The 14,341-nt window shown below is 73.5% G+C and carries 13 protein-coding genes; 7 read left to right on the top strand and 6 right to left on the bottom strand.

The features are described from left to right. Nucleotides 1-12 precede the first annotated feature (12 nt). The 3 genes from ACSDG8_RS11760 (at nt 13) to ACSDG8_RS11770 (ending at nt 3,253) form a co-directional block, all read left to right on the top strand. Entirely contained in the window at nt 13-1,191 is a 1,179-nt protein-coding gene (locus tag ACSDG8_RS11760; protein WP_210893630.1) for an endonuclease, read from the top strand. 115 nt (nt 1,192-1,306) lie between these two features. Next, nucleotides 1,307-2,161 carry an aldo/keto reductase gene (locus ACSDG8_RS11765; protein ID WP_210893628.1) on the top strand — a complete coding sequence of 285 codons (855 nt, stop codon included), beginning with the start codon at nt 1,307-1,309 and terminating at the stop codon, nt 2,159-2,161. A gap of 108 nt (nt 2,162-2,269) precedes the next feature. After that, nucleotides 2,270-3,253: an aldo/keto reductase gene (locus ACSDG8_RS11770; protein WP_210893626.1), complete on the top strand. Its 984-nt coding sequence runs from the start codon at nt 2,270-2,272 to the stop codon at nt 3,251-3,253. 44 nt (nt 3,254-3,297) lie between these two features. Here the strand turns inward: ACSDG8_RS11770 and ACSDG8_RS11775 are convergent, their stop codons facing one another. Further along, nucleotides 3,298-4,827 carry a hypothetical protein gene (locus ACSDG8_RS11775; RefSeq protein WP_210943199.1) on the bottom strand — a complete coding sequence of 510 codons (1,530 nt, stop codon included), beginning with the start codon at nt 4,825-4,827 and terminating at the stop codon, nt 3,298-3,300. A 371-nt stretch (nt 4,828-5,198) separates the two neighbouring features. Here ACSDG8_RS11775 and ACSDG8_RS11780 point away from each other — a divergent pair, with 371 nt between their 5' ends. Together ACSDG8_RS11780 and ACSDG8_RS11785 are read left to right on the top strand one after the other, a co-directional pair. Next, nucleotides 5,199-6,212, top strand: a complete 1,014-nt coding sequence (locus ACSDG8_RS11780; RefSeq protein ID WP_210893621.1) for an ATP-binding cassette domain-containing protein — start codon at nt 5,199-5,201, stop codon at nt 6,210-6,212. Continuing rightward, on the top strand, nt 6,209-7,063 hold the full coding sequence (locus ACSDG8_RS11785) for an ABC transporter permease (RefSeq protein ID WP_210893619.1): 855 nt from the start codon (nt 6,209-6,211) through the stop codon (nt 7,061-7,063). The genes ACSDG8_RS11780 and ACSDG8_RS11785 overlap by 4 nt, the downstream gene beginning before the upstream one ends. A 58-nt stretch (nt 7,064-7,121) precedes the next feature. Here the strand turns inward: ACSDG8_RS11785 and ACSDG8_RS11790 are convergent, their stop codons facing one another. The 5 genes from ACSDG8_RS11790 to ACSDG8_RS11810 all read right to left on the bottom strand — a co-directional run bounded on the left by ACSDG8_RS11790 (nt 7,122) and on the right by ACSDG8_RS11810 (nt 12,828). Beyond that, on the bottom strand, nt 7,122-10,412 hold the full coding sequence (locus ACSDG8_RS11790) for an ATP-binding protein (RefSeq protein ID WP_210893617.1): 3,291 nt from the start codon (nt 10,410-10,412) through the stop codon (nt 7,122-7,124). A gap of 42 nt (nt 10,413-10,454) precedes the next feature. After that, nucleotides 10,455-10,862 carry a hypothetical protein gene (locus tag ACSDG8_RS11795; RefSeq protein WP_210943198.1) on the bottom strand — a complete coding sequence of 136 codons (408 nt, stop codon included), beginning with the start codon at nt 10,860-10,862 and terminating at the stop codon, nt 10,455-10,457. Then, complete coding sequence (locus ACSDG8_RS11800; protein WP_073830758.1) at nt 10,859-11,119, bottom strand: hypothetical protein; 261 nt, start codon at nt 11,117-11,119, stop codon at nt 10,859-10,861. The genes ACSDG8_RS11795 and ACSDG8_RS11800 overlap by 4 nt, the downstream gene beginning before the upstream one ends. 13 nt (nt 11,120-11,132) lie before the next feature. Further along, complete coding sequence (locus tag ACSDG8_RS11805; protein ID WP_210943197.1) at nt 11,133-11,846, bottom strand: hypothetical protein; 714 nt, start codon at nt 11,844-11,846, stop codon at nt 11,133-11,135. A gap of 133 nt (nt 11,847-11,979) precedes the next feature. Next, nucleotides 11,980-12,828 carry a helix-turn-helix transcriptional regulator gene (locus ACSDG8_RS11810; protein ID WP_210943196.1) on the bottom strand — a complete coding sequence of 283 codons (849 nt, stop codon included), beginning with the start codon at nt 12,826-12,828 and terminating at the stop codon, nt 11,980-11,982. 99 nt (nt 12,829-12,927) lie between these two features. Between ACSDG8_RS11810 and ACSDG8_RS11815 the strand changes: the two genes are divergently transcribed. Beyond that, the gene (locus ACSDG8_RS11815) at nt 12,928-13,836 is read left to right on the top strand and encodes an SDR family oxidoreductase (protein ID WP_439427868.1); all 909 of its coding nucleotides are present in this window, start codon (nt 12,928-12,930) and stop codon (nt 13,834-13,836) included. Further along, nucleotides 13,764-14,330 carry a snapalysin family zinc-dependent metalloprotease gene (locus tag ACSDG8_RS11820; RefSeq protein ID WP_210893609.1) on the top strand — a complete coding sequence of 189 codons (567 nt, stop codon included), beginning with the start codon at nt 13,764-13,766 and terminating at the stop codon, nt 14,328-14,330. Before ACSDG8_RS11815 ends, ACSDG8_RS11820 begins: the two co-directional genes overlap by 73 nt. The last annotated feature ends 11 nt before the right edge of the window (nt 14,331-14,341 follow it).

Consider the following 14,341-nt stretch of genomic DNA (forward strand, 5'->3'; position numbering starts at 1 on the left):
ACATTGCTGGTCATGAATATGAAGCGCGTCACCCGCTCGCGATCCGGGCGGATGTTCGCGGCGGTCGTGCTCGCCGTCGCGGTCGCGATGCCGCTCGGCGTGACCGGCGCCGCCTCGGCCGCGACCACGCTGACCGTCGCGCAGGCGCTCGCCGCGCAGGACGGCCGGACCGCCACCGTGACCGGCTACGTCATCGGCCAGCCCACCGCCACCGACACGGTGCTCAGGTCCGGCTTCACCGCGGACACCGCGATCGCCATCGCCGACCAGGCCGGCGAGACCGGCACCGCCCGAATGCTGTACGTGCAGGTCACGGCCGCCTGGCGGAGCACCTTCGGGCTGCTCACCAACCCGTCGCTGCGCGGGCGGCAGGTGACCGCGACCGGCGCGCTGACCGCGTACTTCAGTCACGGCGGGCTGAAGAACCCGACAGCGATGACCCTCGGCGGCGGCGGCGCCACGCCGAGCCCTTCCCCCACCGCGACCCCGGCGCCCACCGGCACGCCCGACGCCTACTACGCGGCCGCGGCCGGCAAGACCGGGCCGGCGCTGCGCACCGCGCTGCACGGCATCATCCGGGTGCAGACGAAGCTCAGCTACGACCAGGTGTGGGACGCGCTCAAGGACACCGATCAGGACCCGGCCAACCCGGCCAACGTGATCCTGCTCTACAGCGGACGCTCGCAGAGCAAGACCAGCAACGGCGGCGGCGCGAACGACTGGAACCGGGAGCACGTCTGGGCCAAGTCGCACGGCGACTTCGGCACCGCCACCGGCCCCGGCACCGACGTGCACCACCTGCGGCCGGAGGACGTGTCGGTCAACTCGTTGCGCGGCAACAAGGACTTCGACGCGGGCGGCGGCACGGTCGCCGAGGCGCCCGGCTGCTACACCGACGCCGACTCGTTCGAGCCGCGCGACGCGGTGAAGGGCGACGTGGCCCGGATGATCCTCTACATGGCGATCCGGTACGAGGGCGGCGACGGCTGGCCGGACCTGGAACCGAACGACTCGGTCTCCAACGGCTCCGCGCCCCGGCTCGGGCGGCTGTCGAAGCTGCTGGCCTGGAACGACCAGGACCCGCCGGACGTCTTCGAGCAGCGACGCAACCAGCGCATCCACGAACGCTGGCAGGGCAACCGCAACCCGTTCGTCGACCACCCGGAGTGGGCCCGGTCGATCTGGGGTTGACGCTCGTCCTCGATGTGAGGAAGCGTGGCGAGCGGGTAGAGACATCCGGTTGGCACGGCCGGGGCGGTCGGCACGGACGCGCCCCGGCACCGCACGAATCGGAGATGAGACTCTCATGGCCCCCAACAGCGTTCCGGACATCGCACTCAACGACGGAAACTCCATCCCACAGCTCGGCTTCGGCGTCTTCCAGATCGAGCCGAAGGACACCGCCCGGGCGGTCGGCACCGCGCTGGAGATCGGCTACCGGCACATCGACACCGCCCAGATGTACGGCAACGAGGCCGAGGTGGGTCAGGCGCTGCGCGCCTCCGGGCTGGACCGCGGCGAGGTCTTCGTGACCAGCAAGCTGAACAACGGCTTCCACCGCCCGGACGACGCCCGCAAGGCGTTCGAGCAGACGCTGCGGGAACTGAAGTTCGACTACCTCGACCTGTTCCTGATCCACTGGCCGCTGCCCACCCGCTACGACGGCGACTTCGTCTCCACCTGGAAGGTGCTGGAGGACCTCCGGCGCGAAGGCACGGTGCGCTCGATCGGCGTGTCGAACTTCCAGGTCGCGCACCTGGAGCGGCTGGCCGCCGAGGCGGACGTGGTGCCGGCGGTCAACCAGATCGAGGCACACCCCTACCTCGGCAACGAGGAAGTGCGGGCGTACGACCGGGCGCACGGCATCCTCACCGAGGCGTGGTCGCCGATCGCCCAGGGCAGGGTGCTGGACGACCCGACGGTCGTCGACGTGGCCGAGCAGGTCGGCCGGACCCCGGCGCAGGTGGTGCTGCGCTGGCACGTGCAGCGCGGCGACATCGTGTTCCCGAAGTCGACCACGCCGAAGCGGATCGAGGAGAACTTCGCGATCTTCGACTTCACGCTCGACGACGCCGCGATGGAGCGGCTCACCTCGCTGGACCAGAGCGAGGCCGGCCGGACGGGCCCGAACCCGGACGAGTTCGACTACATCCCGAACTGAACCGCCGCACACCGAAGGGCCCCGGGGAACCGGGGCCCTTCGACGTTTGACTTCGCGCGCACTCGAAGGGGCAGGGTGACCGGCAAAGCTCCGACGGGGAGGAAATCCATGCGCTACCGCACCATCGGCACCGACCCTGCGACGCGCCGCAAGGTCAGCGTGCTCAGCCTCGGCGCGATGCTCTTCGGCACCGCCACCGACGAGGCCACCTCGTTCGCCATCCTCGACCGCTACGTCGAGGCCGGCGGCACCTTCATCGACACCTCGGACAACTATGCCTTCTGGCAGAACGGGGGCCAGGGTGGCGAGAGCGAGGAACTGCTCGGCCGCTGGCGGCGCAGCCGCGGGGTCGGCGACGAGGTGGTCATCGCCACGAAGCTGGGCGCCCGGCCGCTCGCCCCGGGCACCAGCTACGTGGACAACCCCGAAGGGTTGTCGGCGAAGGTGATCCGCGAGTCCGCCGAACGCAGCCGGGAGCGGCTCGGGCTCGACCGGATCGACCTGCTCTACGCCCACATCGAGGACCACACGGTCGCGCTGCGGGAGACGGTGGAGGGCTTCGCCGAGCTGGTCGCCGAGGGCACCGTCGGGCTGCTGGGCGCCAGCAACCACCGCGCCTGGCGGGTGGAGCGGGCGCGGGCGCTCGCCGCCGCGGCCGGGTTGCCCGGGTACGAGGTGCTCCAGTACCACCGCAGCTACCTGCCCCGGCGTCTCGACGTGCCGAGCGAGCTGGACCGGGACGGCGACGTCGGCTGGGTCGGCCCGGACCTGCTCAGCTACCTGCGGGCCGAGCCGCAGCTCACGCTGGTCGCGTACTCGCCACTGCTCAAGGGCGCGTACGTCCGGCCGGAACGGCTCGGCGAGGAGTACGCGGTGCCCGCCACCCCGGCCCGGCTGGAGGCGTTGCGGGCGGTGGCCGCCGAGACCGGGGCCACTGTCAACCAGGTGGTGCTGGCCTGGCTGATGGGCGGCGACATCCCGGCCGTCGCGCTCGTCGGCTTCTCCTCGGTGGCGCAACTGGAGGAGAGCCTGGGCGCTGTCGACCTGGAGCTGACCCCGGAGCAGCGGGCCCGGCTGGACACGGCCGGCTGACCCGTTGCGGGCCGGGTGGCGGCGCGCCACCCGGCCCTCGCGGATCAACCGGCAGGGAAGCGGTCGACCTCGATGTTCAACCGAAGGGTGCCGCTGCCCGGCAGGGTCACCTCGGTGGCGTCGGCCGGACGGGCGGCACCGTCGTACCAGCCGGCGTAGTTGACGTAGGGCGGAGTCCACAGCCACGCCACGGTGACCGGCTGGGGGCCGAGCACACGCAGCGCATACTCGCCGTCGCGATCCATGTCCAACGTATAGCCGATGACCTCACGCGTACGCGCGTTGCGCACCGTCAGCTCCGCGACCACCGGGCGGCCCTCCGGGTCGACGAGCCGGCCGGTGACCAGGACGCCACGCCGCACGGCGAGGTTGTAGACGGTGGTGGCGCCGGCCCGGACCGTGACCGGCACGGCCTTGCCGCGCAGGGCGAACCCGCCGGACCACTGGGTGGCGTTGTCGGCGGTGGTGAACAGCAGCGGCCAGGCGTACGGACCGAGCCAGTCGATCCGGTAGCGGCCCTGCGCGTCCAGGTCCACTCCCCAGTTCGGGAAGAGGCTCGACCCGGGCGCGAGCGTCACGGTGCCGGAGGTCGCCGGCCTGCCGGTGGCCGCGCTGGTCACGGTGCCGGTGACGACACCGGCGCGGTCGAGCCGGATCGGGGGCACGGTGACCGTCTGCCCGGCGCGGAGCGTGACCACCCGGGCCTGCTTCGCGTCACCGGTGCCGCCGGTCGCGCCGACCCACTGCGCGCCGTACGCCGAGCCGCCGGCGGGGCGGGCGAACAGGTTCCAGGAGCCGGCCGCGACCAGGCCGACGCGGACGTTCCCGGAGGCGTCGGAGCAGTACCGTCCCGGGTTGTGGGGAAGCTCGCCGGTACCGGCCGGCGCCGGCGTCACACAGGCCCCGGCGACGGGCGCGCCGGTCGCGGCGTCGACCACCCGGGAGACCACGTTCGCGGCCGGGGTCAGGACGACCACGGCGGTGCCGCTGCCGTCGGCCAGGACGTCCACCGTGGCGTAGCGGGGCAGGTGGGTGTCGTCGCGGGTGTAGACCCACACCTCCTGCGGGCCGGGGATCAGCGGCGGGACGGTCACCTGGGTGTCGCCGCACGGATTGCGCCGGGGGTCGAGGAACACGCACAGCCCGTCGACCGCGGCGCCGGTGACCGCGTCGCGCGCCCGCAGGGTCGACCCGCTGGGCACGCGCAGGCGCTCGGAGACCTCCGTCGTGTCCCCCGCGGACACCCGGACCGTTCCGGCCTGCGCCCAGCTGGTCCGGCCCGGCACCCACTGCCTGAGCACCTCGTCGTCCTGGCCGTCGCCGTACACCGGGGTGACAGCGATCTTGTAGTCGCCGGCCGGCACCTCCACGCTGAGCTGCCCGGACTCGTCCAGCGGCAGGAGATCGTTGTCGTAGCTGCTGTCGGCGGCCGTCACGGCGACGTTGGCGGCAGCCGGGCTGCCGTCGGGCCTGGTGACGGTCAGGTGGAGCACGCCTGCCGGATCCGCCGCCGCACCGGCGGCGGTGGGTGCGGCGGTGACGGCCAGGGCCGCCACGGCGAGTGCGCCGAGCACTCTTCGGACGATGGACACGGTGGACCCCTCTCGGTTTCAATGCGCTCAAGAGGCGTCCGCGTCACCACAACCAGGACACGCCCCCCGTGCGTCGGATGCCGGCGCAGCATATGGCAGAAGATCGATCGCGCACTGTCCGCGACCGGTCATCCGGCGGACTGCTGCGGGAACGGTCATAACCCCGTCTTCCTCCCGTACCGGCCGTCGTCGGCCGGGAATCGCCACCGCCAGATCGGATCTGGCGGACCGTCTGGCGCCGAAGGGGTGAGGCCGGCACAACACCACAGTTTCCCGGCCTCGTTGAACAGGCGACCGGTCTGGCGGCACGCCCGGTACGCCTGTCGAGACACCGACGAGAGAGGTAGCAATTGATGAGCAACCGGAACACCGGCCTGGCCGTCGAGGCCGACGGCCTGGTCCGGTCCTTCGGTACGACGCGCGCGCTCGACGGGCTGGACCTGCGGGTTCCCGCCGGCACCGTGTACGGGGTGCTGGGCCCCAACGGCGCCGGCAAGACCACAGCCGTACGGGTGCTGGCGACGCTGCTGCGCCCCGACGGGGGCACCGCCCGGGTCTTCGGCCACGACGTCGTGCGCGACGCCGACGCGGTCCGCTCCCGGGTGAGCCTGACCGGCCAGTACGCCTCGCTGGACGAGGACCTGACCGGCGCGGAGAACCTGATCCTGCTGGCCCGGCTGCTCGGGTTGAGCCGGCCGGGCGCCCGGAACCGCGCCGACCAGCTGCTCGCCGCCTTCGGGCTGACCGAGGCCGCCGGACGGCAGGTGAAGAAGTACTCCGGCGGGATGCGGCGGCGCATCGACATCGCCGCGAGCATCCTCAACACCCCGGATCTGCTGTTCCTGGACGAGCCGACCACCGGGCTGGACCCGCGCAGCCGCAACCAGGTGTGGGCGATCGTGCGGGCGGTGGTGGCGTACGGCACCACTGTGCTGCTGACCACGCAGTACCTGGACGAGGCGGACCAGCTCGCCGGCCGGATCGCTGTGGTCGACCACGGCCGGGTGATCGCGGAGGGCACCCCGGGCGAGTTGAAGTCGTCGGTCGGCTCCGGCAGCGTCCACATCCGGCTGCGCGATCCGGCGCAGCGGCCCCAGGCCGAGCAGGTGCTACGGGCGGCGCTGGGCGTACCGGTGCAGCTCGACGCGGACCCGGTGGCGCTGACCGCCCGGGTCGGCGAGGACGGCACCGACCTGGAGGCGAGCGCGCAGGCCGCCCGTGCGCTCGGTGAGCTGGCCTCCGCCGGCATCGTGGTGGACGACTTCTCCCTCGGCCAGCCCAGCCTGGACGAGGTCTTCCTGGCCCTGACCGACCACCCGGCCGTCCCGGCGGACGAGCGGGACGACGAGCTGGAGGCGGCGCGATGAGCGACACCGCGATCACCACCGGGCGCCCGCCGTCCGTCTACGTCCCGTCCGCCGAGGCGCTCGCCACGGTGCTCGCCCCGGCGGAACGGCCGTCCCGGCCGAGTCCGCTCGCCGCGTCGCTGACGTTCGGCTGGCGGGCCCTGCTGAAGATCAAGCACGTGCCGGAGCAGCTGTTCGACGTGACCGCGTTCCCGATCATCATGGTGCTGATGTTCACGTACCTGTTCGGTGGCGCCCTGGCCGACAGCCCGCGTGCGTACCTGCAGTTCTTCCTGCCCGGCATCATGGTCACGAGCGTCGTGATGATCACCATGTACACCGGGGTCGGGCTGAACAACGACATCGAGAAGGGCGTCTTCGACCGGATCCGTACGCTGCCGGTCTGGCGGCCGGCGGCGCTGGTCGGGATGATCTTCGGGGACGTGTTGCGCTACGTGCTCGCCGCGGTGGTCATCCTCTCGGTCGGGCTGGTGCTCGGCTTCCGCCCCGACGGCGGGCTGCTCGGGGTGCTGGCCGGGATCGGCCTGCTGGTGGTCTTCTCGTTCGCGTTCTCCTGGGTGTGGACGTTCTTCGGCCTGGTGCTGCGCAGCGAGAAGTCGGTGATGGGGGTCAGCATGATGGTGCTGTTCCCGCTGACGTTCCTCAGCAACGTGTTCGTGGAACCGTCCACCATGCCCGGTTGGTTGCAGGCGTTCGTCAAGGTCAACCCGATCACCCACCTGGTCGCCTCGGTCCGCGCGGCGATGGCCGGCTCGATGGACGGCACGAACACGATGTGGTTGCTGCTCTGGAGCGCCGGTTTCGTGGCCGTGTTCGGCACGCTGACCATGTACCGCTACAACCGCCACTGACCCGGCCCGCCCGGGGGTGACGGGGTCCGCACCCCGCCGCCCCCGGCGCACCGGCCGGTCAGAGCCGCCAGGACACCGGTTCGGGCGGCAGGTAGCGGCAGGTGCCGCCGGTGGTGACGGACTCGCGCAGATGGGCGGCGAGCGCCGGGTGCCGCTCGTCGATGCGGCGCAGCGTGTCCCGGATCCGCCCGGTCACCGCCTTGCGTGCCCGTTCGGCCTGGTCACCGAGGCGGCGGCTGCGTCCGGCCAGCCCGGCGGCGGTACGCAACTGGTCGAGCAGCGCCGCCCGCTCGGCGTCCAGCGCGGACAGCCGCCGCTCGTCGTGGCGTACGGCGGCCCGGTCGATCTCGTCGTCCAGGCGCCGCAGATGCCGCCGGTAGCGGGCCTTCGCCTCGTCGTCCAGCACCGGATCGGCGCCGAGGCTGCGGGCGGCGACCAGTTCCGGGCCGGCGGCCGGGTCGAGCAGCTCGACGGCGGGCACGTCGGCGCCGGGCCGGCTCAGCAGCAGCCGCAGGTCGTGCAGACCTTTGGCGTCGGGCAGGTGCACCACCACACCGCCGTACCCGAGGCGCCACACCGGCCCGTCCGGGCAGAACTCCGGCCGCCCGGCGCGCATCCCCACGCCGGAACGGACCACAACGGACGAGGGCGCGGCAGCCACCCGCGAGGCGAGCGCCACCGCGGACGGGGCGGACGCCGCCGGGAGGACGGCGGCCAGCGGAGAGACCGCCACCGCCGGGGAGTCGGCCCGGACGGGGGCCAGCCGGCCGGGCACCTGTCTCATGCCCAGCGTCCGCGCCTCGGCCACCGTCCCGTCGCGCAGCCGCCGCGCCTCGGCCGCGTCGCCCGGCCCGTCGCGCCCGGTCAGCGCGGCCACCAGCCCGGCCCGGGCCAGCACCGACCAGGGGCGGGCGCCCAGCCGGTCGGCGGCGTCCCGGGCCGCCGTGTAACCGGCGACCGCGTCGTCCCACCGGCCGTCGGCCGCGTCCACGGCGGCCAGCCACAGGTCGACCGGGCCGGAGATGTCGCAGCCGAACAGCGTGGCCATCCACCGCCCCCGGTGCGGCGTCAGCGCCGCCCGCGCCTCGGCGCACCGGTCCGGGTCGCCGTCCACGGCCGCCGCCTGGGCCCGCAGCCGCAGCCACAACGGCGACACCGACCGGGGGTACGTGGCGCCGGCGGCCTCGATCCCGGCGGTGAGGCCCAGTACGGCGGCCGTGTCGCCGCGTTCGGCGGCGGTGATCGCGCGGAGCAGCTCGGCCTGCGGATGGCCGGCGCCCACCTTGTCGAGCAGGGCCTCGGCCTCGGCGACCCGGCCGTAGAGAAGCAGCACCGACCAGCGGATGTGGTACGTCATGAAGGCGTGGCCGGAGTGCTCCGGCTCGGGTTGGCTCTCCACCTCGGCGAAGCACTCCTCGGCGGTGGCGAGGTCGCCCCGGAACGCGGCGATGATGCCGCTGTCCATTGTGGCCGCCATCCGCTGCCGGGGGACCTCGCCCTGCCGGGCGCCGGCCACGAACGCGGCCAGCTCCCGGCGGTATCCCGGGTCGCCCAGCTCCAGCAGCGCCACCCAGCGCAGCGCGGTGGCCCACAGCTCGGTCTCCCGGTCGCCACCGCGGCGGGCCACCTCCCGGATCTCGGCGGTCACCAGGGCTCGCTCCTCGGCGGTGCCGAGCCCCCAGGTGGTGTCGTGGCGGGCCCACAGGCTGAACGTGAGCGCCTCGTCGTCGCGGCCGTGCCGGGCGAGCGTCTCGGTGGCGGTGATCAGGTCGGTGACCAGGCTGCGCACCGACCGCTGCGGATCCGGCTCGCCGATCAACCGCCGGAACGCCTCGCGGACCAGGTCGTCGGCGTCGAGCCGGCGGCGGATGGCCGAGTGCCGCCGGTGCGCGGTGAGCGCCACCCGGGTCAGCACGCCGGGGTCGTCAGCCTGCCGGGCCAGCGCGGCGGCCTCGGTCAGCAGCCGCTCGACCTCCTCCGCCGGGCCGACGTGGTGCAGCAGCCCGGCCAGTTCCAGCAGCAGCCGGACCCGCGGGGCGGGCTCGCCGGGAAGCTCGAGCGCCCGCCGGTAGTGCCGGACCGACTCGTCCACCGCGATCCGGCCGGCCGCGTCCCGGGCGGCGGCCACCAGCAGGTCACCGGCGCGTACCGGGTCCAGCTCGGCGCCGGCCAGCCACGCGTGCCGGGCCAGGTGGGCGGGGCTGAGCACGTCGGCGAGCGCGTCGGACCTGTCGACGGCCCGGACGACGCCCGCGTGCCGGGCCCGTCGCGCGTCCGCGGCGAGCCCGTCGTAGAGCGTCTCGCGGACCAGGTCGTGCACGAAGACGAACCGCCCGCCGCCGCGGGGCAGCACCAGCCGGGCCGCGGCGGCGCGGCCGAGCAAGCGGTCGACCTGGGCGACCGGAGCGGGTACGCAGGCCGCCACCGTCCCCCTGTCGAACTCGTGGCCGAGCACCGCGGCGACGGTGAGCGCCTCGACCACCTGGGCGGGCAGCTGGTCGAGGCGGCGGCGCACCACCTCCCGGACGCCGGGCGCGATGGTGTCGGTGAGGCCGTCGGTGTGCCAGAGCCGGGCGGTCTGCTCGACGAAGAACGGGTTCCCGCCGGTGCGCCTGTGCACCTCGGCGACCAGGTCGGCGCCCGGCTCGCGACCGGCGGTGCGGGTCATCAGGGCGGCCACCTCGTCCCGGCCGAGGCCGGTGAGCGTGACGGTGGTGGCCTTCGCGCTCAGCGGCACCAGCAACGGCCGCAGCGGATGCTCGCCGGACTCGACCTCGGCGTCCCGGTACGTGCCGACGAACAGCAGCCGCTCGAACCCGGTGTGCTGGGTGACGAACTGGAGCAGCCGGACCGACGCCGGGTCGGCCCAGTGCAGGTCGTCGAGGACCACCACGACCGGCCGGTGCTGCGCGACGGCGACAAGCGCCGCGGTGACCGCGTCGTGTCTGTCGAACTCGGCCCGGCCGTCGTCCCCCGCACCGTCGTCCCCAGCCACGTCGCCGCCGTCCCCGGCGGGGCGCTCGCCGAGCAGGGCGGCCAGCCCGGCGTCGACCGCTTCCCGGGCGCCGGACGGGTCGTCGGCGAACCGGGCCAGCCGGCGCAGCACCTGGACCCAGGGCCAGTAGTCGGGTGCGGTGTCGGAGTCCCAGCACGCGGCGCCGAGCACGAGCGCCCCGCGTCGCCGGGCCTCGTCTGCGGCGGCCGAGACCAGTGTGGTCTTGCCGATGCCCGGCTCGCCGGTGACCAGGACGAGACCGCCGTGTCCCGCGGTCAGCCGGGCCACCTCGGCGCGCAACTGTGCCGCGGGGTGTTCCCGCCCGATGATCTGCTCGCCGAACCGCGGCTCCATGACCTCCCGACGCTAGTCGAGGGGTCCGACAAGATGGGGCGATCAGGCCCGCGCGTCGGTCACCACGTGCGCGCACGCCGGGCACGCCGACGGTCCCTGTTCGGCGAACCACCGGCAGGTACGCCGGATGGCGCACTTCGGCAGCGCCTCCTCAGCGGGCGGCGCGGTCTCGGCGTACGAGGCGGCCATCCGCGCGCCCAGCCCGCAGTGCGAGCCGGTCCAGAAGCCGCAGGACGAGGTGACGCACGGACCGGCGAGCCGGACCCGCGCCTCGACCGGCTCGTCGGAGTCGCCGAGCCCGGCGAGCGCCACCTCGGCCGGGACGGCCGGGGTCACGTAGGCCACCCGGCCCGCCGGAGTGATCATGCCGAGGAACACCGTGGCGTTGGACGCCGGGGTGCTCGGGCACATCCGCTCCGGCGCGCCGGCCGGCCGGGCGGTGTCGGTCACCGCTGGATCCAGAACCCGATGTCGTTGATCTTCTGCCCGAGGTCCTGGGCGAACGGGCCGTCGATGACCCAGAGGCCGTACCACTCGGGACGCAGCTTGATGTTGCCGTGGCCGACGGTCAGCGGGTTGGTCAGCCTCGCGTCGGCGGTGCGCAGGGCGGCCAGGCCGGCCTTCTGGATCTCCGCGGCGATCAGCGTCTGCTGCTCGGCGCTCAGGTCGACGCCGTCGACCACGAAGCGGAACTCGTTGCGGGCCATGTGCTTCCTCCGGTCACTCGTACGATTCGGTGCCCAGCCCGCGACGCAGGCTGGTGCGGGTGAAGGCCGCCCAGCCGGCGTGCGAGGCGGCGTCGGTGCGTTGCCCGGCGCGGGCGAGCACCCGGGCGGCGTGTTCCGCCCAGCGGCCGGCGGTGGCCGCCGCGTCGCCCCACAATTCGCGGCAGGCCGCGACCGCGAAGGCGACCTGTTCCGGCGCGCCGGTGAACCCGGCCGGTCCGTCGGCGACCCGGATCGTGCCGTCCGGCCGGACCCGCACGCTCGGGAAGTGGTGGTGCAGGCTGGCCAGCGTGGCCAGGTGGGTGGCGTCGCGCCGGCCGGCGGCGAACCCGGCGTGCAGCTCGTCGTCGCGGCGGTGCCGGATCGCGTGCAGCACCAGCGCGTCGCCGGCCGGCTCGATCCGGGCGACCACCTGCACGGGCGTGCTCCAGGCCGGCGGCGAGTTCGCCGACCAGAACGCCAGCCAGGCGGCGAGCCGGGCGTGGAAGTCGGTCTGGACGCCGACCGCGAGCGCGGAGCCGTCGGGCGCGCGCAGCGCGGCGGTGGCGATGCGGTCCCGGGCGATCAGCGGCGTCGCGGGGCGGGCGGGCGCCGCCGCAGCGGCGGCTTGGGTGGAGGCGACGGCCAGGCCGGTCAGTGTGACCGTCGAGGCTGCCGCCGCGCCGGCGAGCAGTCGCCGACGGTCGAGCGGGTGTCCGTTGTGGTTCATCGTCGGCCCTTCGTCGACGGCAGTGGCCCGACGCTATCGACCGGAAGCGATCAGATAAACACCCTGTGTGACGGGAGGTCGACAGGAAAGCCGGGGATACCCGGCGGCGTGAACGACTGTTCCTGTGCCGCGTTCACGACGTGGTGGACGGGAACCGTTCGTGTCCGAGCACGGCGAGCAGCCGCAGTTTCTCCTCGGCCTCGCTGCGCGGCTCGGCGGTGAGCACCAGCAGCGCCTGCGACTGGTCCTCGGTGAAGAGCACCTGGCAGTCCAGCTCGATCGGCCCGAGTTCCGGGTGGATCAGCGTCTTGTGGTCGGCGAAGCGCTGCGCCACCTCGTGCCGTTCCCACAGCTCGGCGAACTCGGTGCTGGCCGTACACAGCACCCGCACCAGCTCGCCCGCGCGGGACCGCGGACCCATCGAGCCGTACGCGACGCGCAGGTTGGCGACCTGGGCCCGGCTCTGCCGGTCGCGGTCCTCCACCGGGTACCGCTCCCGTTCGGCCGGGTCGGTGAACCAGCGGTACACCTCGCTGCGGGCGAGTCCGGTGTAGCCGGAGCGGTCTCCGAACAGCGCGGCCGCCAACTGGTTCTGCACCAGCGTCTCGCCGAGGTCGGACAGGACGAGCGCCGGGGTGTCGGTCAGCCGGTCCAGCACCCGCAGCAACGCCGGCGCGACGTGGCCGGTGGTGGCGACGGTCTCGGGCGGGCTGTGCCCGGCGACCCGGAACAGGTAGGCGCGTTCGTGCGCGGTGAGCCGCAGCGCCCGGGCCAGTTCGCCGAGCAGGTACGTGCTCGGCTGCGGGCCGCGCCGCTGCTCCAGCCGGGTGTAGTAGTCGGTGGACATGGTGGCGAGCGCCGCGACCTCCTCCCGGCGCAGGCCGGGCGCCCGGCGGCGGGCGCCCTCCGGCAGTCCGACGTCGCCGGGGCGCAGCGCCTCGCGGCGGCGGCGCAGGAATTCGGCCATGGCTTGGCGGTCCACAATCCGAGTATCCGCCGCGCGCCGCCGGGAACCAGGGATCCGCGGTCCCCCGATCAGCGATCTCTTCACCCGCCCCGCCGGGCGTCGCAGGCTTGCCGCATGGACATCTCCGGAAACACGATCTTCATTCCCGGCGCCACCAGCGGGATCGGCCTGGCCCTGGCGCTCGCCCTGCGGGACCGGGGCAACACGGTGATCATCGGGGGCCGGCGCGCCCAGCTGCTCGACGAGATCGCCGCCGCGAACCCCGGCCTGGACACCGTCACGATCGACACCGCCGACCCGGCGAGCATCACCGCCGCCGCGGACCGGGTGCTGGCGAAGCACCCGGACCTCAACGTCCTGGTGACGATGGCGGGCGTGATGCGGATCGAGGACTGGCGCTCACCGGACACGTTCCTCGCCTCGGCCGAGGAGGTGGTGACCACCAACGTGCTCGGCCCGATCCGGCTGATCGCCGCGTTCGTCGAGCACCTGCGGCAGCGCGGGAACGCCACGATCGTCACCGTCTCGTCCGGCCTGGCGTTCGTGCCGCTGCGGGTCACACCGAGCTACAACGCCTCCAAGGCGGCCGTGCACATGCTCAGCGAGTCGATCCGGCTGAACCTGGCCGGCACTGGCGTACGGGTGCTGGAGCTGGTGCCGCCCGCGGTGCGCACCGAACTCCTGCCCGGCCACGAGAGCAACGAGACGGCCATGCCGCTGGACGAGTTCGTGGCCGAGGTGATGACGCTGCTGGAGTCGCAGCCGGACGCGACGGAGATCCAGGTCGAGCGGGTGAAGTTCCTCCGCCACGCGGAGGCGCGCGGCGACTACGACAAGGTCGTCGCCACGGTGAACGCGACGATCCGCACGCGTCCACCCCTTGATATCGATCGATACCTATCTATAGGCTTGCGGCGTTCCGCTCACCCCCATCCCAAGGAGTGTGAACCATGCGTAAGCCCAAGCTGTCCCGGATCCTCGCCACCCTCGCGGCCGCGACGCTGGCAGCGCTCGGCGCGGTAGCCGTCAACCCGGCTCCGGCCTCCGCAGCCGTCCGCAACGTCTGCTACAACATCAGCCAGGCCGGCCCGTTCGCCAACACGGCGGTGCAGGCGGCTGCGATCTGGAACAACTACACGAACAACATCAACATGGCCCAGTGCGGGTCCAACCTGCGGATCACCTACACCTACGGCGGCGGCTCGTACGCCCAGCGCACCAGCCTCGGCAACGGCCGCGTGGTGATCGACTACAACCAGGCCCAGCAGTACTCGGCACTGCGCATCATGACGCACGAGATCGGCCACATCCTCGGCCTGCCGGACAACTACAACGGCAACTGCGCCATCCTGATGTCCGGCGGCAGCGCCGGTACGAGCTGCACCAACCCGTACCCCAGCTCCGCCGAGGCCTCCCGGGTCGACTCGCTGTTCGGCTTCGCCGCCAGCAGCGCGACGCCCGCCCAGGTCTTCACCGGCAGCTGGCCGGCCGCCGCGACGGTGGGCGCCCAGCGCTGACGACGCAGAGA

It is taken from the genome of Micromonospora sp. LA-10 (assembly GCF_051853095.1).
GTDB lineage: Bacteria > Actinomycetota > Actinomycetes > Mycobacteriales > Micromonosporaceae > Micromonospora > Micromonospora echinospora_A.